The 20,891-nt window shown below is 45.6% G+C and carries 20 protein-coding genes and 1 pseudogene; 4 read left to right on the top strand and 17 right to left on the bottom strand.

Annotation, left to right across the window (positions count from 1 at the left end; translation table 11 throughout):
* Positions 1-16: 16 nt before the first annotated feature.
* From SCACP_RS01055 to SCACP_RS00985, 15 genes and pseudogenes are all read right to left on the bottom strand, one after another.
* The gene (locus tag SCACP_RS01055; RefSeq protein ID WP_425061291.1) at positions 17-112 is read right to left on the bottom strand and encodes an ATP-binding cassette domain-containing protein; all 96 of its coding nucleotides are present in this window, start codon (positions 110-112) and stop codon (positions 17-19) included.
* Positions 113-125: 13 nt separating this feature from the next.
* Positions 126-464, bottom strand: coding sequence for an ABC transporter permease (locus SCACP_RS01050; protein ID WP_425059607.1), 339 nt, complete (start codon positions 462-464; stop codon positions 126-128).
* Positions 465-871: 407 nt separating this feature from the next.
* Positions 872-1,810 (bottom strand): CobW family GTP-binding protein, encoded by a 939-nt coding sequence (locus SCACP_RS01045; protein ID WP_425059606.1) that lies wholly within the window; start codon positions 1,808-1,810, stop codon positions 872-874.
* 368 nt (positions 1,811-2,178) lie between these two features.
* Positions 2,179-3,531, bottom strand: a complete 1,353-nt coding sequence (locus SCACP_RS01040) for a uroporphyrinogen decarboxylase family protein (protein ID WP_425059605.1) — start codon at positions 3,529-3,531, stop codon at positions 2,179-2,181.
* 199 nt (positions 3,532-3,730) lie between these two features.
* The gene (pylSn, locus tag SCACP_RS01035) at positions 3,731-4,093 is read right to left on the bottom strand and encodes a pyrrolysine--tRNA(Pyl) ligase small subunit (protein WP_425059604.1); all 363 of its coding nucleotides are present in this window, start codon (positions 4,091-4,093) and stop codon (positions 3,731-3,733) included.
* Between the two features lie 26 nt (positions 4,094-4,119).
* Positions 4,120-4,938, bottom strand: a complete 819-nt coding sequence (pylD, locus tag SCACP_RS01030) for a 3-methylornithyl-N6-L-lysine dehydrogenase PylD (protein WP_425059603.1) — start codon at positions 4,936-4,938, stop codon at positions 4,120-4,122.
* A gap of 38 nt (positions 4,939-4,976) precedes the next feature.
* Entirely contained in the window at positions 4,977-6,155 is a 1,179-nt protein-coding gene (gene pylC / locus SCACP_RS01025) for a 3-methylornithine--L-lysine ligase PylC (protein WP_425059602.1), read from the bottom strand.
* Positions 6,146-7,234: a methylornithine synthase PylB gene (gene pylB, locus SCACP_RS01020; protein WP_425059601.1), complete on the bottom strand. Its 1,089-nt coding sequence runs from the start codon at positions 7,232-7,234 to the stop codon at positions 6,146-6,148. Before pylB ends, pylC begins: the two co-directional genes overlap by 10 nt.
* 53 nt (positions 7,235-7,287) lie before the next feature.
* Positions 7,288-8,124: a pyrrolysine--tRNA(Pyl) ligase large subunit gene (gene pylSc, locus SCACP_RS01015; RefSeq protein ID WP_425059600.1), complete on the bottom strand. Its 837-nt coding sequence runs from the start codon at positions 8,122-8,124 to the stop codon at positions 7,288-7,290.
* Between the two features lie 18 nt (positions 8,125-8,142).
* Positions 8,143-9,018: a uroporphyrinogen decarboxylase family protein gene (locus SCACP_RS01010; protein ID WP_425059599.1), complete on the bottom strand. Its 876-nt coding sequence runs from the start codon at positions 9,016-9,018 to the stop codon at positions 8,143-8,145.
* A gap of 43 nt (positions 9,019-9,061) precedes the next feature.
* Positions 9,062-10,978, bottom strand: coding sequence for an ASKHA domain-containing protein (locus SCACP_RS01005; RefSeq protein ID WP_425059598.1), 1,917 nt, complete (start codon positions 10,976-10,978; stop codon positions 9,062-9,064).
* A 163-nt stretch (positions 10,979-11,141) separates the two neighbouring features.
* Positions 11,142-12,509, bottom strand: a pseudogene (locus tag SCACP_RS01000) (monomethylamine:corrinoid methyltransferase).
* A gap of 24 nt (positions 12,510-12,533) precedes the next feature.
* Complete coding sequence (locus SCACP_RS00995) at positions 12,534-13,199, bottom strand: corrinoid protein (RefSeq protein WP_425059597.1); 666 nt, start codon at positions 13,197-13,199, stop codon at positions 12,534-12,536.
* A 599-nt stretch (positions 13,200-13,798) separates the two neighbouring features.
* Entirely contained in the window at positions 13,799-14,293 is a 495-nt protein-coding gene (locus SCACP_RS00990) for a helix-turn-helix domain-containing protein (protein ID WP_425059596.1), read from the bottom strand.
* Positions 14,294-14,440: 147 nt separating this feature from the next.
* Positions 14,441-15,145, bottom strand: a complete 705-nt coding sequence (locus tag SCACP_RS00985) for a corrinoid protein (RefSeq protein ID WP_425059595.1) — start codon at positions 15,143-15,145, stop codon at positions 14,441-14,443.
* A 151-nt stretch (positions 15,146-15,296) separates the two neighbouring features.
* On the opposite strand from SCACP_RS00985, the gene SCACP_RS00980 reads away from it, so the two are divergent.
* From SCACP_RS00980 to SCACP_RS00970, 3 genes are all read left to right on the top strand, one after another.
* A complete protein-coding gene (locus SCACP_RS00980; protein ID WP_425061290.1) occupies positions 15,297-16,712 on the top strand; it encodes an ammonium transporter in 1,416 nt (471 codons plus the stop codon).
* A 35-nt stretch (positions 16,713-16,747) separates the two neighbouring features.
* Positions 16,748-17,113, top strand: a complete 366-nt coding sequence (locus SCACP_RS00975) for a P-II family nitrogen regulator (RefSeq protein ID WP_425059594.1) — start codon at positions 16,748-16,750, stop codon at positions 17,111-17,113.
* A gap of 218 nt (positions 17,114-17,331) precedes the next feature.
* Entirely contained in the window at positions 17,332-17,547 is a 216-nt protein-coding gene (locus SCACP_RS00970) for a Spo0E family sporulation regulatory protein-aspartic acid phosphatase (protein WP_425059593.1), read from the top strand.
* A 71-nt stretch (positions 17,548-17,618) separates the two neighbouring features.
* Here the strand turns inward: SCACP_RS00970 and SCACP_RS00965 are convergent, their stop codons facing one another.
* Positions 17,619-18,782: a type III PLP-dependent enzyme gene (locus tag SCACP_RS00965; protein WP_425059592.1), complete on the bottom strand. Its 1,164-nt coding sequence runs from the start codon at positions 18,780-18,782 to the stop codon at positions 17,619-17,621.
* A 215-nt stretch (positions 18,783-18,997) separates the two neighbouring features.
* Positions 18,998-20,167, bottom strand: coding sequence for a M20 metallopeptidase family protein (locus tag SCACP_RS00960; RefSeq protein ID WP_425059591.1), 1,170 nt, complete (start codon positions 20,165-20,167; stop codon positions 18,998-19,000).
* Between the two features lie 166 nt (positions 20,168-20,333).
* Between SCACP_RS00960 and SCACP_RS00955 the strand changes: the two genes are divergently transcribed.
* Entirely contained in the window at positions 20,334-20,837 is a 504-nt protein-coding gene (locus SCACP_RS00955; RefSeq protein WP_425059590.1) for a flavin reductase family protein, read from the top strand.
* The last annotated feature ends 54 nt before the right edge of the window (positions 20,838-20,891 follow it).

Raw genomic sequence — 20,891 nt, 5'->3', positions numbered from 1 at the left:
TTCATGATATCATTCTTTAAAGATTTTCTAAAATAATCTGGCCCTGGTCCGGTGCATCAAACCCGTCAATCAGATCCAGCAGGGTTGATTTTCCGCAGCCGCTGGGGCCAATGATGCCAACAAACTCACCCGACCGGGCATATACCTTGAACAGTATTTACATAGATAGGAAAAAACGCTGCTAGCGCAATAACAAAGAGGGGCATCCGCTCACCGACGCCAAACCACACCATCGCCAACGGCAGCCAGCCAATCCCCGGCACTGTTCTAATCAATTGTATCAAGGGGTCAATAAGCCGGTTAATGCCGGTTATCCGGCCTGACAAATAGCCCAGCGGCAAACCCAAAACCACCGCCAAACCAAATCCGCTGTACACCCTAATAGCACTGGCCTGCGAATGTTCCCCCAGTGTTGCCGAATAGGAGTTCAGTTGCCAGTTACCTAAGGCAAAATCAATGAGCACCCGGCCAAAGGTAACTGGTCATTCGCCCCCCACTCAAGGGCCAGCTCGGAAGCCGGATGTATACAAATATCCGGGGCATGATAGCCGGCCGCTAACTGGGTAACGGCGGCAATCTAGGCAAGTCGCCGCTGCCGCAACGTCCCGCGCAGCTCTCCCAGCTCCTCCGCCGCCGGCGATTCGGGATTTATTTCAAGCAATGCAATAATACTGTCCCGGTCTAGAATTTACCCCTTTAAGGCGTTCTCTCGCGCCTTATTGATCACTTGAGTATAAAGCGTCATCCTGCCCCCTCCCCGTTCAATCTGGTCAAACGCACATAACTACAGCATTACAATCCGTTATTAGACTTACACATGTAGTAGACTAAGTCTATTAATTTGCAGATATGTCACAGATCAATTGTCCCTTTAATTTACCACCATTTTCGCAGTAAATCGTTTATCCCAGTTTGCATAAATCTCCTGCAGGGCCGGCAGACCTTTATCGGAGATAATGACCAGTTCAGAGACCGGCCGTAATATTTCGGTAGGCTTAATCTCAATTTGGCTGCCTACTACATCGACCTGCTTCCAGCCATCTTCCAGCAGAAAAAAACCCTTCATCCGGAGAGCCCATGGCACTAACGCCTGCAAAAAATCCGCAAATTTTTGGTTGTTAAACGTTCCCTCGGCGTTAATTATATGCGCGGTTGGCCTGTTAGCCGGCGTGTTACAGCTTTCCATAGCAGCGGTAAGCGTTACTTTTTTCAGCTTATGGTCCAAAAAGTCAACACCAATATCACAATAACTGGCTTTGACCACTTCGGCCTTCGGATTGATACTTGCTATTTTTTCTGCTACCTCGTGTAAGTGATTGTCATCGATCAGGTCAACCTTGTTTATAATAATCAAGTTGCTGGCCGCAATCTGCCGTTCAATCGCCAGCAGCAAATCAACCTGGTCGAGGAAATTAAGCCCGTCAACTACGCAGATGGTTCCCCGGTAGTCATATTCTTTTCCCTTAACCTTGCCAATAACATTATTTAAGATTTGCTCAATGCTGGAAGGGTCGGCCATACCCGAACTTTCCACAAACAAATACTCAATCGGCAGCTCCGAATAAGTAATGAGTGCATCGATAAACGCACCTTTCAAACAGCTGCAAAATACTGAACCATTATTGATTTCCATGATATCGATTCCGTTTTGTCTTAAGATAACTCCATCAACACTGATTTTGCCGAACTCATTCATTAATATACCGATTTTTTTGTCACCAAGAGAATCGATAATCCTCTTTAGAAAGGTTGTTTTTCCTGATCCCAAAAATCCGGTTATTAAAAATAATTTTATAGGCTGACTGCTCATAACTTTCCCTCCTTACATATTACCTGCACATTCCATATGCGCCGACAGTATTTTTGGCATCTCCCTCCTCTTTTAGAGTCTCTAATCCGGACACCACTGTCCCGTACAATTATTACGCAATAATTGTGCCAACACAAATTTCATCCCGGTTGGTTTGATATCCATAACAGTCAAAGCTACTATCACTGAATTTAAGGTTTCTTGACACACAAAAACCATCAAATCTTTTTTTACTTACATCTCAAAATGCAATATGATATCTCAATTTGATATATATTGCACAATCCACAGGCAGGTCTTGCCATAGTATTAGTGAGCAGGGCTGACTAAAATGCTTCCAGTCAGCCCACGCTGACCCAAAAATTAAATTAGCCGATTCTCTTTTCTATTGCATCAATTAATTCAGTATCAGACGGAATAATATTGTCAAATACTACCTCATTATTAATGAGCATTGCCGGCAGATTTTTCACTCCCAGTTTGGCCATTCGCTTGATACCGGCCCGGGTTTTTACAAGCGATTCGCGCCAAGTCAACCGGCCGTCGTAACGGGGCAGGATTTTTTTGACCGATTCGCACATGTACTGGCAAGGCGGACAGCCTTCGGAATCCAAAGTTACTATTTCAATAAATACTTGACCTGGTTTGATTTCTACATCTTCAAATTCCACTTCCTCATCTTCGTGGAATTGCTGATCTGATTCCAACATTTCCAGGGAAGAGGGTTTGCCGTTAATAAAATTAGAGATGGCTACCAGGTTATTGATCGGGGTATCAAACGGAATATCACAGCCAGGGGACAAGATATAGCCTACGCCCTGCCCGATCTCAACTTCCCGCCGGGCTTCTTCCACATTTTCCAGCGGCGACCCGAACATCATGACGGTAGTCAGCGGCAGATTGCCGCCATAAGAAACTTTATACTTTGTGGCAATTTCTTTGGCATAAGCAAGGCTAACGTTTTCATCAAAAGCAATTCCGTCGGTCTCAGTTTGGCACATCAATTCAATATTTTTGGTAGCGTTACCGCAGCAGAAACTCGTCACCTTGAGCCCCAGGGATTTTACATAACGATTTAATTCGATCGTAACCGGCTTAACAAACCGTTCAAATTGCTTGGGAGCAATTTGTGATGTCATCGGATCAACTACGGCAATAATATCCACACCAGTCTCAGCATACATTCTGGCTAAATCTTTGCCCACCCTGGTACAAAATTCGAGAACGGCATCTACTTTTTCATGTCTCTTGATCATATCGGAAAAGAGATCGGTTCCCTTTAAATGAAGGGCCAGCGTAAACGGGCCACAGATCAGTGCATACAGCGCTATCTTGTCACCAAGCTCAGCGACCAGCCTTCTGGCTGCCGACAACGCAATAGGATACCTGCCGTCTTTCTCGGTAGGTAATTTTAATTCTGAAAGATCCTTTTCCTCCAGCACATGAGTGTCTACAGCCGGCGGATTATCCTTGGCCCATTTAAGTTTACACCCTAAAGCTTCGGCCTCCATTTGGACATCAAAAACGATCGGCAGGCCGTCCGGTTGGTACATCTCATAGGCTTTTAAAATACCTTTTACAATATTGTCGGTATCTTTTAAATATGTCTCGGCATCCACACCAATTAAATTAGCTGTCTGGACACCGGCATACGGGACCCAGGGAGTTCTGTCCACCGGTTCAAAACTCAATGTTTTTAAAACTCGTTCTTTGCCATTCACAGTTGCATACCTCCAGCATACTAAAATATCTCAATCATTGCCTTCGTCCATAATAGGCAATATCTTAAAATCAACTTGATGAACATCCCCCCCTAAAAAAGACATAAAAAAGTCAACTACCGTAGCTGATTCACTGGTTAAGTCACAACTAAGACAGTTGATACAACGCTGTATCCTGCGCATAGATTAAGCCGATTTTCTATAAACCCGAGCCCCATTTTTGCGTCATTATAGTACTGGTATATTTTTGAATTTTCCATTCCGGTATTTTGCACTTGCCGCAGGCACTTGCACACCATTTATTGCGTAACCATCTGGCAGCCCGGCTGTTGCGGGAATTCCATACAATAAACGTTTCACCACAATGAGTGGTTATTTCAGCAATATTGCCGGTAATTTTTATCGACTTGATGCCATGCAAAATTCCCGAACGCGACGGCCACAGTTTAATCTTTTCTACCAACTTAAAGAAACCAACATTCTTCCTGTAATATTTTTTCTTTTTATTAGCCTCATCTGTCAGACTTTCCCTCGCGATAGCAATACCGTTTTTACCAGCCATCCGGTTCCCTCCTCTCCCGAGTGCCTTTACTCAGACAGTACGGTAAATAACATAGTGGCAACACCGATTTCCAAAACGTCGTGGATTAACCGCTCTGACACCAGGACACAGCTTTCTTGATCAATTCCCAGAGGAATGCCAGGGGCCGAAATCAGGATATCTTGATCAATGTATTTTTTATCTATGGTAGCAGCAGCCGGAGTTGCCTCAACCACCAATTTGCACTCCGTCAAAGCTGCATGAAGCTCTTTCGCCACTTCAATACCTGGCAATACCTGCCGCATTTTTTCCACTTTCTCGGTATCAATGTCGTGTACTAAAACCCTGGCCCCCTGTGCCGTCATAAACGCCGCCGCTCCGGCACCCACAGGACCGGCGCCAATAACCAGCACGTTTTTTCCCTGCACGCCGCCTGACATTAAATCCAACGCGGCTGCATATCCCCGCCCAGTCGCCTCGCCATTGTCACTTACTTGGCCATTCACCAAGTTGATGGCAACAAAATCATTGTCATCGGCCAAAAAAATTATCCGGGCGCCTTTTTTTACAGCTTCTGCCAGACCGCTTACATCATTGGTTGCGGTAACAAATGCCGTAAACCCTAAAAATTCAATGATCTTTTGTACTGTAGTTGAAAAACCGCCAATGATGCCTTGGCCGCATGTAACGGGAATTACCCCGATCAGGGCGGTATCATGTATTGCAACAAAATCCCCCGGGGTTTTGCCTAAAGCATGTGCGGCAATTCCTGCCAAATTTGTTCCGACTTTATGTATTAACTGCCGGTCATAGTAACTTAAATTTGCACCAACATCATAAATGTCTTCTTCCCGAAGTCTGGTCACATCCTCATCCCCTATGTCGCTTGGCTAAACAACTCTCTTTAACATTCTCCACTATTGGGCAACCGCGCCGGTGTAAGGTCCTGGTATTGGCTAATACCGCATTTGTCCATGATATTCTTAATAACTGCGCACCGACGCTGCCAGGCCTGCTGCCGGTCCTTGCCTGTTACAATGATCGTGGCAACCCATTCTTGTTGATCCTCACGATAATTGGATATGGCTTCATCAGCCCCGAAAAAGTCTTCATACAGGTGCAGATGGCCGGCATGGGCCATAATATGTTCGCCGCACACTTCAATTTGGCCGTGGGTCACTTTTAGATGTTCATAAATGACGCCTTTGGCCGGCGCGGCCGTAAATTGCTTTTGCTCACTGTCATGGCCGACACCTTCCTTTAACACTGCCAACATATTGATTCCCGTAGATTTATACACGGCAGTAGGTGTCTGACTCGGCAATCTGGCGTCAATTTCCAAGACCTTTAATTGGCCATTATGTAAAATTACTTCTACATCCATAATTCCCGTTAAGTTCAAATGTTTGGCTAGCTTCAGCGCGCATTCGGCAAATTCATCCACTTTTTCTGCTGCAAGTGCTGCCGGCGCCACTACCCGTTTGCAATCATACCCGGCATCCATGGCCAGTTCAGTAACTTGAAATGTCCGGTAATGACCATTATCCCCGACAACTTCGATAGAATAAGAAGGCCCGGCCAAAAATTCCTGAATCACCCACTCGTCCTGATCCCCTAGTGTGTTCATTAATTCGTTTAGTTCCGGAAAACTGTTGACTTGATAAACATTGGCGCTGCCACTGGCACCGGACGGTTTTACCGTAACCGGGAAGGCACATAACGGCCATGGTTTGGGCGCCGGGACGCCCAGCTCGGCAAACAGTTTATCCGATTTGAGCTTGGAAGCTGAAAGCTCATAGGCTTGCCGGTCATAGATGACTTTTACCCCGGCCATAAGCGCGCATTCATAGATATGATCCAAGACAGTCTTGTCTTCCAAAGCAGGGATTGCAAACTGCACTCCGTGCAGTAACTTTACCAGCTTGTTCTTATCCATAAGGTCAAACAAATAAAAACTGTCACACAGACCAACTGCCGGCGCATTCGGATCTTTATCTACAAGCACTACTTGCCATCCCGCCCTTTTAGCAAGATACGACGCTTCAACGCCCTGAAGCCGCCCGCCCAGTACAGCTACTCGCACATTACGCCCTCCTTAGCACCATTCCCCAGCTTGTTGGCCAGCCAATCCCTATATTCTGCAAGTGTGGCCGGAGTAAGACCGCACTCTTCCAGGACCGGCGTTACTCCCGGAACTGTCCGGTACCCTTCGCAAATATCCAGGGTACTTTGCGAAACACCGGCCAGACCGGCCTCAGGCGGAATGATCGATGTTACAACATTGGCGCCGGCATCCAGCCGCTCTTTCAAACCCTGGATCCCTTCAACATCAAGTGAAGCCGGTATTAACTTATCAGGAAACACCAGCCGCATTACGGCAATGGTATTTATTTCATAGTAATCATTAACTGCACCGGTAGCATACAGGGGGGTTCCTTTTTGCGGCACAAAACTCATTGTTCTGACCTGCTCGGCCCCAAGTTTTCTCATCTCCCCAAACGATTGAACAGCATCTTCTATACAATCGCCAACCCCAACAAGCAGTCCTTCTTCAACCAGCATCCCAATGGTTTTAGCAAAGATTTTGGCTGCCCACCGTTCATCATAACTTTGATTCAGCCGCAATCTGTCATACAGCCGGCGGTTATGAGTTTCCTGATAGCAAGCATACCAATTTGCGCCGGCTTGTTTTAATTTTTTTAATACATCCTTAGGTACAACACCTGGTGAAATCATGATCGGCAAGTTGGTTTTCTGCTTAACCAGCTTAACAATTTTCACCAACTGTTCATAACCCTCATTACTACGGGAAAGATACTGCGGGTCTTCTCCCATGGTTAAATCAATAAGATGAACCCCGGATTCGGCTAAAGCATTGGCTATGTCAACAATTTCCCGGGTAGTTTTCCGGTACCGGATACAGTCTTGATTAGACTTGCGGTAATAACAAAAAGTACAGTCGTTACGGCAATATGTCGAAAAATATACAAAGCCATAGAGAAACACCTTGTCGCCAAAATATCTTCTGCGCAGCACTCTGGCTGTTGCAAACAGCCGCTCGCGCGCTGAATCCTTAGTGAGCTTCAACAAATACCGAATTTCTTCGGTTGTTATCGGAATGTTATGCAGTGCTTTGTATAATATCTTGTCAAGATTAGCCATGTCTACCTCCTATGTCAGTACCAGGATTACTGCCCAACCTATTGAGTGTTGATTCAAATATTCAGGCGGACTCCATCCAAATAAGAAAGACTTTTCCCCACACTCCGCACATTTTGACCACCTTCCTTAACCATAACCAGCCGTTCCAAGCCAAAGCCGATTCCCACCCAGGGACCGGACATTCCCCAGTTTCCGTCAAGAAAATGCGGCCCCATAACGCCTGATCCCAATTCAATCCCGCCATACATGACATCAATTGTATCTCCGTACACTACGGAAGAAGTTTGCTCCAACCGGTATTGGGAAATGTCTGCTGCCTGCATGACGATTTTTGCCAGCTCAGCAAGCCTTTCATGGCGTTTTTCGGCCGGCAGGCCCCATTCTACCAAATTAAGCATGGTAAACTCGTTTAAATGATTATTGCCTTGTGATTCTTTGCGAAAACAAGAACCTATTTCAAAAATGCGTACCGGTTTTTCCCACAATCGCAGCAAATCTTTGAGAATGTAATATAAATTGGGAGCAAGCATCGGCCGTAAACATTTTTTTTCATCAAGCCAAAATACCTGGGAATAAAGGGCGTGTTCATCATCAATCGTCATTTTCGCCAGTAAATTTTTGGCAAGAATAACCGGGGTAGTAACTTGCACAAAGCCATTTTTCGTCAATATTTCAACTAACCTTGTTTCTAAATTACACAATGACGGGCGCATCTTTTCATTGCGAAGCTCATTAAGCCGCTTTTTTCCCGCATGAATCAACAGTGCTTCTTGCTTTTTAAACGCCGCGTCCCGTTCTGTCTCGGTAGAAAAAACCATATTCTTTTGCGCTTCAGTCGAGTTTAGCTCACTTAAGCGTCTTTTTTGTATATCTGTCCACGAAAGCGGCAAAATAATCCCTCCATTGGCTTAGGTCAATTGAATCTGCCATACCACCGGGCTTTTTAAAACTGCAGGCGTACTTTTCATGCAATTATGTCCCAGCAATTTAATTGTCTTATCTGTCCTGAGTACCTGGCAAATGCTTTCGCCGTATGTTTGCGCATGAGGAACAGATACCGGCTTAGCCGTACATAAACCCGATCGTTCCAAACTGAGAGAAGTGATCCCGCAAAGATGAACAACGGCGCCATTCAGCTTTTTTTCCACTCTTTTTAGTATATTGCAGGAACTTTGGCCGCTTAGTTCTTTGTACAATTTTGGACCTACGATCTCCAGTGCCCCGGTCGGGTCAGCATAAGAGATAATTTGCACCCCTTTTTCCACGCCGGCCAATATGTAATTGACAATACTATTTTCCAGCACATGCAAAATTTCCTCAAGCAATTGGCGGTAATTATATACTCCTTTAAAAATTTCCACAGAATTGATAAGCAGTCCTAATATGGTAAACGGCCCCTCAACATTAAGAGCCACAACATTGCCGTTATTTTTCAGAATTTCGGCACAGTGCAACACCTCATTAATTCTCCCGCCAGTTAAATCTATTTCACTTATTCCGGCCAATTGTTGCAAGCTGGTGTATTTATAATCTCCGAGAGTAGGCCCTGTTTCGTCGTCCGGAATGATGACACTGGCACCAAAGGCTTCAGCCTCTACTGTTACACAGAAGGGAATTCTGCAGATGATATCACCATCCAATTTTTTCTTAGCCTCGGCGACCAATGCCATAGCATGTCTGTCGGTATGAGCCTCATAAAAACTAATACCGGCGGAGCGTATCACGGAAACCGGTATTTCTTCAGCACTATCCCATTTGCATTGAAATTCGTTTGTTTTGTTCATGCTGAATATCTCCTTAAGTATTTTTGTCGTTTAAGCAAAAATACTAGCATTGGGGAATTTTGTCAAGTATATGCTGAATATGGGTAAACGAATCTTTAGCATGCGGCAGATACATGGCATTAAAAAACTCGGTCTGAAAATTAGTTTCCGCAGCCGTTTCCACAAACTGCACCGATTGAGCCACTACTTGAGCTTCGATGCGCTTATCCTTGTTAAGAAGCGCCAATTTTGCCCCGCTACCGGCCGCATTGCCTACGGCAACGACATGTTCCAAATTGCAATCAGGAAACATTCCCAAGACCAAGGCATTTTCCTTGTCGATATAGCTGCCAAAAGCACCGGCCAGAATTACCGAATCTACCTTGTTTATGCCCTGTTTCTGCATAAGAATTTTTGCCCCGGCATAAAGTGCCGCCTTAGCCAGTTGAACAGCACGCACATCCTTCTGGGTTATCGTTATGTCCTGGCCGATAGTTGTCTGTGCGGCCCAGACCAGAACATATTCGAACTTGCCGTCCGGACCTTGGCGAATTCTGGGGGATTTGATACTTTTGTTAAATCCCCCGTCAGCTTGGATGATTCCGGCTTTGAACAGTTCGGCTACGGCGTCGATAATTCCCGAACCGCATATTCCTTTGGCAAGGATTATTTCCTCATGGTCAGACGTATTTTGTCCAATTACTTTGATTTCCGGTTCCTTGGTAACAGGGTCTACTTTTACCCGTTCTATAGCCCCAACCGCTGCGCGCATGCCAAACTTAATCTGCGCACCTTCGAATGCAGGTCCGGTAGCACACGAAGCCGACAATATACCGGCGCGATTGCCAAAATTGATTTCACCATTGGTCCCGATATCAATAATTAGCGTCATTTTATCCTGTTTGTATGGCTCTTCCGCGATAAGCACAGCTACATTATCCGCACCGACAAACCCGGCTTCAATAGGCAAGCAGTGAATATATCCGCCCGGGGCAATAGTAATGCCAATTTCCCGAGCTTTAACAGTTACAGACTCTCTAATTGCCGAAGTAAACGGAACACTTCCGATATACTGAGGATTTATTTTTAACGCAATATGATGCATGACAGTGTTAAAAACAAGAATGATCTCAAAAACATGATCAGGCTGAATCCCTGCCGACCCGGTCATCCGTTTTACCAGCGTATTTATATCATCAATAACGGACTGCTGCAATAGGGAAAGGCCGTCATCATTCATCATGCAGTAACTGATACGGGATATGACATCATCACCGTACCGCACCTGATTATTCATCATTGAATCTTGTGTCAAAACATCACCGGTCACAAGATCACACAGATAAGCGGCAATTGTAGTTGTCCCAACATCCACGGCAATACCATAGGCCTTACTTTCAGATCCCGGCGCTACAGCAATGATTTCGGTGTCATTCCACACCGCAACGGTGACCTTCCAGCCGCTTTGGCGCAAGACATCAGGAAGCCTTAGCAGTACACGGTAGTCAATGGTTATATTCTTGTCAATCTGAATAAACCTGCTTAACAAAGCATCTTTCAGGCGGGCAAAGTCATCCCTAAAGTCCTCCAAAGTAGGCTTATTCAGTTCCACATAATACAGGTTTATCGCCGGTTTTAACTCAAGCGCCACATGTCTTCCGGTTTCTAAAACAATTTGGTTGGCACCCCTGCTTTGCTCCGGAACAAACACTACAACATCTCCATATATCCGGGCACAGCATGCCAGGCGGTAATTACCGGCCAGTTCCGCCGGAGTGAGCACTTTTCGTTCTTTTTCGCTCAGCGGGGACAAATTGGACATTGCGGAGTCAATAATGACTTTACATTTACCGCATATTTCGCCCCCTCCACAGGGAGCTTCAATAGCAACACCTAAATTTCTGGAAGCTTGAAGTAAATTTTCCCCGGCGGAAACCAGTCCCCGGCAGCCTGCCGGCTGAAAAACGACAGTGTATTGCATGTCAATATCTCCATATGGCGGAGAGTCCGGGAGTCGCACCCGGCTACATGAATTTAGAGTTCATGCGATCTCTACGATCCACCCTCCGTAATAATGTATTGCCCCCTGAAAGAAATTCCGGGATACAGGCGCGAAATTCCCTTCAGGGGGAATTTTCACCTGTTTATTTTTCAGTCCAGTAATCCAGTCCTAAACCAGTCAGAATCTTGACTGCTTCATCATATACGTCAAGATATTCCTGAGACGGAACCAGTTTTACCACATCGTAACATTCCTCAAAAGGCTTTCCTTTCGGAGCATTTTTATAGTCTTTTTCATAAAGAGCTACAAGCTTATCCAATATTTCATTTACTTTTTCGGTTTCCATTCCGGCTACAGCCCGCGCTGCTTCAGCCATCATTCTGGCTTCCATACCGGTAGTATAATTGGTAGCTACGCCTTTGCTGGCCGCAACCCCTGATAATACCTCCCTGCCGCTGGCGGTGTCAGTAATCGCCTGGGCTGCTGTTTCCAATAAGCACATAACTGTGCAAGGACCTGCCAGAGTATAGTATTGATTACCCAGCATCAAATTGGTGTTGGCCTCAATGGCCATGGCGCAGTGACCGGCTACAGCAAGAGCCTCTCTGGCTGTAGTTATACCCCAGCGCACATGAACCGGGCCATCCAAATGCCAGGTCGCCTGAGTCATAACAAAGGCATTGAGGGTGGTTGCTACGTCAACGATGGTTGTTTCTTCCAACCCACCTGCATAGCCTCCATAGATAGGCATCTGTTCACACATGATCATATCTCCGGCTAAAACATAATGAGCAGTGAACACCAATGCACCTACATCGATCTTCAGCTCATTGAGCTGGGATACTTCATGGCTGTCAGAAGGCCTCATGCCGCCAGGAAAATCGGCTGCGATTACTCCTGCCGGTGACAGCGAAGTTTCATTCCCCTAGAGGCCCATGCCGGTACGTCCGGCTCTGTCCTGCGCAGCCCGCACCAGAATGGCTTCTGACTTTACGGCTGCAATTTCCCACGGGCTGCCGGGAACCGGATCATACCCCTTGATTGTCTGGAGAACCCCGTCAACAATGGTATCGACGAGTGGCTCCTGGGCATAAGACTGATGTATTGCCAGGAATTGATCCTCTGAACACGGGGCTCCGGTAGGGCCGCCCTGAATAATTGGCGGCTTTTTATCTTTATAGCTGCGCGGCGTCAGTACTACCGCCTGTTTGCCTTCCCCATAAACAGCGCGGGTTGGCGCCGCCTTTATGGAAGCAAGCACTTCGTCTCTGGTATACTTGATTACCCTATTGGTATCGATGCAATATACGCCGCATTCCACAAGCATTTCCAAACCTGCTTTAAACAAGTTATTGATTAGTTCTTTGTCGGTAGGAATAATTTGTTTCTTATCCATTTTGATGCCATATTTTTGTTTTAACCTAGCTGCGGTTTGCGGGATAATTTTAAAATCCCATTCTTTTTCTTCGATTTTCGGGCCGGTTTTGGCTCTTTCGTATACGTCAAACACGGTTAACGCTTTAGGAATTGTCACTTAGCTCACCCCCCGTAATTCAGCCATTAAGGCTTTTGCTTTTTCGACAGCCTCGGACGCTGTCTCAGCATAGGCATCCCCGCCGATTTTCTTCACCCATTCAGCCGATACCGGCGCACCGCCAAACATGCATTTATACTTATCGCGGATACCTTCTTCTTTTAACATGTTAATAATATCCCGTTGCGCCGGCATAGTAGTTGTCATCAGCGCGGCACCGGCAATAATGTCAACATTGTACTCTTTAGCTTTGCTTATTACTTCTGCAACCGCTACATCTCTGCCTAAGTCAATCACTTCAAAGCCACTGGCTGACAGCATCGTTTTAACAATGTTTTTTCCGATATCATGGATATCGCCCTGCACAGTATGCAGCAAAATTTTGCCTTTACTTGCTTTTCCCTTTTGTTCTTCCGGAATGGCCTCTTTCAAAATAGCTACTGCTGCTTCAAAGGCTTCAGCCGCAACAACAAGCTGAGGCACAAAGGCTTCACCTTCATCGAAAAGATCACTCATCGTTTGCATGCCGGCAGCCAAGCCGTCATTTATGGCAACGATGGGATCGATTTTGGCAGCGATCGCCTCTCTTGCCGCTTCTTCGGCCATGTCACTGTCCATTTCTTCAATTGACTTTTTTAGCTTTTCTAAAATTTCACTTTGCTCCATTGAAGTTTACTACCCTCCCATTCTTTTTATTAAATTTGTCCAGGTTGGTTTCATATTAATTTGTTACTCACCTCGCAAATTATAATTAATTTAATTTATATGAAAACTTCCCGGAACAACAAAATTAATTATTTTCTTATAAAAAAGTACCTTTATTTAAGTAATAATTATAAGAATGCTTTAATCTATTTCGGTACACTTAATAACGGTAATTATTTATTTGTTAATTTATGAATCGTATTATATCACCTTTGTTTACCAAAAGCAATAGTCTTATTTTAACTATTTTTATTAATATTTTTAATTTATAATATCAATTTTTATCCTATATCGTCTATTAAATTATTACCTTTAATGAACTATACGATCTTAGAAAATCAGACCTGATTTGCATTGATTTTTTTGCGATTATAACAGTATGAAATTATTTGAACATATAGGCGCTTTATAAACCACTCTTGTGAAGAACTCAATGAATAATAAAAAAAGCCAACGACAAGCGCACCGTCCGCTCATCATTGACCTTTTATGCATTATGCATTAGTTTCGATTTTTAATTCACTAGCAAAATACTCCCGGCAACAGTTTTCTACAAGGATTCATTCATTCATTGACTCGGATGATGATTTAATATACATTCTATGTTTACTCGGAGGAACAACAATCGACTTTTTATCCGCCGATTTTAATATTTTACGCACTGTCTCAATAGAAATCGAGCGCCCTATTTTTTCTTTGGCAACTTCCGTTAAATAGGCTAAAGTCCAGTTTTTGGGCACTTCCGGCTGACTACATGCCAGTTTGATAATTTCCAGCCTTTCTTCTTCCGTAAATACATCCGGCGCACCGCTTCTTTCCAGATCAAGAATTCCTTCAAGCCTTTTTTCCGCAAACCGGTTTCTCCATTTACGGCAAGTTTTTTCCGAAACATTTAGTATTTTGGCAATTTCCGTGCATTCCTTACCCTCTGCCGCCAAAAGAACAATTCTTGACCTAATGTAGAGTCTTTTTTCAATTTTATGACCCTTTATATTTTTTTCCAACTCTGTTCTTTCTTCTTCTGTTAATTCAATCTTGACTGCTACCCTAGGCATAAACTCAACCTTTCATTGGGTTACCCCCGAAAAATAAGCAAAAAAATCCAAGGGCATAATGCTATTGCACAAAATAAAAATATCTTTAAAACAATCAGGCGTATCATATCAGTTTCTTATTAAATTGTCAAGTCAAACATGACCACTTTACCCCAAATTTGCCACCGCTCTTTTTTCCGCCATTAATACCTTTGCTTTTTCAACCGCTTCTGAAGCTGTCGCAGCGTAGGCGTCTCCACCGATTTTTTCGACCCATGCGACTGATACCGGAGCACCGCCAAACATGCATTTAAACTGTCCGCGTATACCTTCTTCCTTGAGAGCTTCGATAATATCGCGCTGCGCCGGCATAGTAGTCCGCATCAACGCCGTAGCTACAATGATGTCAACAGCATACTCTTTTGCTTTGCTGACTACTTCCGGTGTTGCCACATCCCTGCCAAGATCAATTACCTCGAAACCACTGGCGCCCAACATAGTCTTGACAATATTTTTACCAATATCATGAATATCCCCCTGAACAGTATAAATCAGCACCTTTCCCAGCGGTTCCCTTAATTTTCCATTTCGGGCCATAGCCTTCGTCAAGACAGCCACTCCCATTTCAAAAGCTTCAGCAGCAACCAGCAGATGTGGTACAAATGCTTCTCCCTCGTCAAACAGGTCACTTATTGTTTTCATCCCTCTGGCCAGTCCCTCATTAATGGCGACAATAGGGTCGGTCCCTGCCGCAATTGCCTCTCTGGCCGCTTTTTCAGCCAAAGACGCTTCCATTTCTTCCACCGATTTTCTCAACTTTTCCAAAATCTGCCGATACCGCTCAACCATTCTTTGTCCATTAATTCTCTTCACTTTACCCCTATTTTTACCCCTATTATAGATGCAATTTGCATTTATCAAAAATATTTGATTTAGCGTTTAAATTTTATTAATTCACCCTGCAATTTTAAGATAGTTCCCACAAAGGATAAAAGAAAGGAGCTTAATTATGAACGCAAATGTTATGAAAAAGTTATGCGCTATCCTGGGTATACTGTTCGTTTTCACTGTACTTTTGGCCTCTGCCGTTTTTGCTGAAGAAACTGCCGCACCGGCTGAACCACCAAAAATTGATACCGGCGACACCACCTTTGTATTGATAAGCGCAGCGCTTGTAATGTTAATGACTCCAGGTCTGGCTCTCTTTTACGGAGGAATGGTCCGGACCAAGAACGTACTCAGCACCATAATGCAAAGTTTCATCTGCCTTGGTATAATTTCAATTCAATGGGTCCTCTGGGGTTATTCGCTTGCTTTTGGTCCTGATATCAATCATCTGATAGGAAGCCTGGATTGGATTGGACTAAATGGTGTCGGCGTTGATCCAAACGCTGACTATTCTGCTACCATTCCTCAATATGCGTTCATGATTTTCCAAGGAGTGTTTGCGATTATTACCCCGGCAATCATTGCCGGCTCTGTGGGTGAGCGCGTCAAATTTCCTGCATACATTGCCTTCGTCTTGCTGTGGGCCACTTTTGTATATGATCCTGTTGCCCACTGGGTATGGGGTGTCGGCGGTTGGTTGCGTGAAAATGGGGTGCTCGACTTTGCCGGCGGCACTGTAGTACATATCATCTCCGGTGTATCCGGTCTGGTGTTTGCCTTAATGATCGGTAAACGTAAAGGGTATGGCAGTGAAGTAATGGCGCCGCATCATCTGCCCATGACTGTTTTGGGCGCCGCCCTCCTGTGGTTTGGCTGGTATGGTTTTAACGCCGGTAGTGCCCTTGGTGCCAGCGGCCTTGCCGTCGCCGCTTTTGTGACAACCCACACTGCTGCTGCCGCCGCTACTGTCTCCTGGGTATTTGCCGAATGGCTGTATCATGGTAAACCTACCCTTCTCGGCGCAGCCTCCGGTTGTATAGCAGGTCTTGTCGTTATTACTCCTGCCGCCGGTTTCGTTAGTATAATGTCGGCGCTGATAATGGGGCTACTGGGTGGAGTCATTTGCTTCTTTTCAGTAGCAGTAGCCAAAACCAAGTTAGGCTATGATGATTCGCTGGATGCCTTCGGAGTTCACGGCGTTGGCGGCACCTTTGGCGCTATTGCTACCGGCATATTTGCCTCAACGGCTGTTAACCCGGCTGGCGCCGACGGCCTGCTGACAGGAAATGCCTCCCAAGTAGTAAGCCAAATCATCGGAGCCGGTACCTGCTGGCTATTCGCTGCTGTTATGACGTTTATTATTGTCAAATTCATCGGCTTGTTCATGCAAATCACGGCCGATGCCGAGCAACAAGTTCAAGGTATGGATATTACCGAACATGGTGAACGCGGCTATGCCTATCAGGACCTTATTACCGGCTCACCTCTTAGTATTCCGGTAACCGGTTTTTCCAACGAGCAAGTAGCCGTCAAAAAAACAACTCTGGCATAACCTTCAGGTCAGCCGAGTAAAGGAGGGAAAAACGTATGAGGCCAATAACAAAAATCGATATTATCACCCGGCCGGAAAAATTAGATGCACTCAAAGAAGCTATGAACAAAATTAATGTAACCGGTATGACAGTTACTCAAGTTTATGGCTGTGGTCTAAGCAAAGGACATAAAGAAATCTATCGCGGTCAAGAATATGCTATCAATTTGGTACCGAAAGTTAAAATTGAAATTGTGGTCTGCGAAGTTCCGGTAGAGCGCGTGATAGAAACGGCAAAAATCGTATGTCGCACCGGAAAAATGGGCGATGGCAAAATTTTTGTATATCCCCTTACGAACGCCGTGCGTATCCGCACCGGCGAAGAAGGTGATATCGCTATTATGGATCCGAAAAATCTGTAAATCATTACCCACGTAATATAATACTGCGGCTTGCCGCTTATTCGCATGACGAGCGTAAAGTCGTCAAAATGATAGGGACTAATCTGTTTCATAGCAGATAGCCCCTTTTTTTATGATTACCGAGATATCACTCCTTTACTATCATCATAATTTCAATAAATACTGTGATATTTGCAGCCGCTCCGTGTGATTTCGATCATAGTGCCATAAATACCATCATGGTAAAATATGTATCAAAAGGGGTGATTACGATGGACAAGACTTTGGTAAGACTGTCTGAAAAAATTGAAGTATTGCGGGAAAAATTACATAGGCGAGCAGAAACCATGAGCTTGTCCCATCCTGATATTATGCGTTTAAGTCGTAGATTGGACAAACTAATCTATAAATACCAGTACTATGCACGAAATCTAAAAAATACCCTAAAATACTGACCCCACCCAAATAAAGGGCCCCGTAGTTTTCACACAGACGGCAGCCCCTTTACTCAATACCTGATATTCAGTTACCCGGCTGTTGCCAGTTCGAGTTTAGCCTTGATTACCTCATAAACCTCTTCCCAAACAACAATCGGTGTTTTGGCGAAGCCATTGAATACTGTGGCTGAAGCTGAAGTGTAGGCGCCACAATTAGGCACCAGGATTAAGTCGCCAATTTCCAGCGGCACAGTTGGTTTATCCCGGAACATAATGTCAAGAGAATCACAGCTCGGACCGGCGAAAGTAGCCTGAATTCGCTTGCCCGTCTTGAAAGTCTCAAGTTCAAAATCCCAATGGTCAAAAATAACGCCGGAGAACGTGCCGTACAAACCGTCGTCAAGAAAATACCATTGCTGGTTATTACGCACTTTTGTGCCAATAACCTGGGTAATGAGGTTAACCGCCGTGCCGCAGATATACCGGCCGGGCTCGGCCCAAATTTCAGTGTCAGGAAAGTATTGCTTTATTGTCTTAAAAATGCCGGCAGCCATCGCCGCAACATCAGGTTGTTCAGTTAGCGTCGGAATGGGGAACCCGCCGCCAATGTCAAGTATCCGGAGGTTAAGGCCCCGGCAGGCGGCAGCGTCAAAAACCTTACGGCAAATTTTAAGCGCGTCAAGGTAAGCGTCATTACCGATAGATTGGCTGCCCACGTGGAAGCACAACCCGGCAACATCCAACCCGGCCGCATGAGCTTTAGTCAGAAGGTCGAGCGCTTCATCAGGGTGAGCACCGAATTTTTTGTTAAGATCAACAAGCGCCCGGGGATTGTCCACCCGGATCCGGAGAAGCACAGTACCGCCGGGTATAGCAGCCGCCATTTTGTCTATTTCACTTTCACTGTCAAACGTAAATTTGTTGACGCCAATAGCACGGGCCACATTAAGCCCGCCGGCCGTTTTTACCGGATTGGCGTACACCATACGTTCTGAATCAATGCCCAACTGGTTAAGCAGGCGCATTTCGCCGTCTGAAGCGACATCAAAATAGCCGCCAAGCGCGTTAAGTTTCCGGATAATACGCTCATCCGGATTGGCTTTGACGGCATAGTATATTTTTACATCTGGCAGATTTTCGGCCAGCAAATTATAGTTAAGTTCAATTTGTTCCAATGACAGCACCAACAACGGTGTGCTGTAGGTATCGGCCAGTGCCTTTACAGCATCCTGGGATAACCTAAAATATTTCACTTATCATCGCTCCTTCACGTTCAAAAGTTTTGTCGAAAGTACTATATGATTGTATCATAACTGCTTTAAAGTGCAAGAGATTTTTTTGTTAAAATAAAACCGCATATCCATAATAGAATACGCGGGAAAATCGCTTATTAATCCTGGCTTTGTTAGGCAATTTTGCAGTCCTTTCCTAGGAATTTGGCATGCCGTGAATACAAGCTTTTGATATGTTAAAGCAACAGCTTCAGCGTTGCCCTGGCCATAATTTCCATAGCATACGCCAGCGCTTGTTCATCAATATCAAATTTAGGATGATGGTGCGGATGCACAATGCCGGCATCACAATTGCCTGCGCCAATCAGCATGAAAGCGCCAGGCACGCGTTCCAGGTAGTAGCCAAAGTCTTCACCAGCCATAACCGGCTTGATTGCCACTACCCCGGTGTTACCCAGCGTCTCGTGCCCGGCTGCCGCCACAGTCTCGACTATTTCTCCGGAGTGATTGACAACAGGGGGATACCCTGCGTAAAAATTAACTGTACACCCGGCGCCGGCAGCCTGACAAATACCGGCAGCTATTTCCTCAATGCGATTGAAAATATGTTGACGGAGCTCAGTGTCAAATACCCGGACAGTTCCGGTAATTAAAGCCTTATCGGCAATAATATTTGATACTTCACCGGCTTTGAACACACCGACCGATACTACCGCTGGCGTTTGCGGGTCAACGCTGCGGCTGACCAGCGTATTAAGCGCAACCACAATTTGGGATCCGGTCAAAAGGGCATCTACCGTCTGGTGCGGCATTGATGCATGCCCGCCCCGGCCTTGCACGGTAATACTGAACTCGTTGGCTGATGCCATAATTGGCCCGGATACTATTCCCATTGTCCCTACGGCCAGCGGCTGCCAGAGGTGGGCCCCCAGCACAGCGTCTACACCGTCAAGCGCACCGGCAGCAATCAGGTTAAGCGCACCGCCAGGCAGTTGTTCTTCGCCGGGTTGAAATAATAACCGCACCCTGCCGGGCAGTTCCTGCCGTAAACCGGCAAAAATTTTGGCCAAGCCAAGCAATATGGCCATATGGCCGTCGTGACCGCAGGCGTGGCACACACCAGGATTTTGTGAGCGATATGGCTTATCCAGCTCTTCACTCAAAGCCAGCGCATCCATATCGGCTCTTAGTGCCACTGTTTTTCCCGGACGTTCACCCGCAATTTCAGCAATAACGCCTGTGCCGGCCGCCGGTCTGGCGTCAATACCCATAGCACTAAGTTCGGCCAAAATTTTTTGTTGAGTACTGGCTTCCTGAAAAGCAACCTCAGGATAGGCGTGAAAATAGCGGCGCATATTTTGTACATAACCAAACTCTCGCTCAATCAATTTCTTGATATTGTTCACAACTTCAGCCTCCTTTACTACTGGTGTTCGCTGCCACCCGGCAAATCCCTTCCCGCTGAATAAGAGTGACAAACTATTGAGCTTGTGGTAAATTATAACTATAATAGCTTGTGCCCTTGCTGGAGAAACTGATATAAAATAACCATGATGAGAGGAGAATGCTTTTATGACCACTCAACTTACTTACGCTCAGTATGCGGCAGAGACCGCCGAACTTATACCCAAAAATGCCTTTATGACCACTGCCCACAGCGGAAAAATCAATACCATGACCATTGGCTGGGGCAGTGTCGGCATTATCTGGCGCAAGCCCATCTTTACCGCCCTGGTGCGTCAATCCCGCTTTACCAAAGAGCTTGTTGAAAAAAGTGGTGAATTTACCATTACTCTGCCGTTGGCGGATATGAAGGAAGCTTTGGCGCTGTGTGGCACCAAATCAGGACGCGACATGGACAAAATTGCCGCCGCCAACCTTAAACTGGCTGACGGTCAGGCGGTAGCCACGCCAATAATTGCCGCCCCCGGCCTGCAACTGGAATGCAAAGTTGTCTATAAGCAAACCATGCTTCCCGAAAACCTTGACGCCAATTACCAGGCTAATTGTTACGCCGACGGGGACTATCACACCATGTACTTTGGCGAAATCGTCGCCGCCTATAAAACCGAATAAGGTGCAAGTAAAATAAGCGCCGGCGGATAACCGCCGGCGCTTATTTTACTTGCC

Source organism: Sporomusaceae bacterium ACPt, assembly GCA_041428575.1.
GTDB lineage: Bacteria > Bacillota > Negativicutes > Sporomusales > Sporomusaceae > Sporomusa_D > Sporomusa_D carbonis.
Note: the sequence above shows the minus strand (reverse complement) of the source record. Positions and strands in the feature narration are given on the sequence as shown.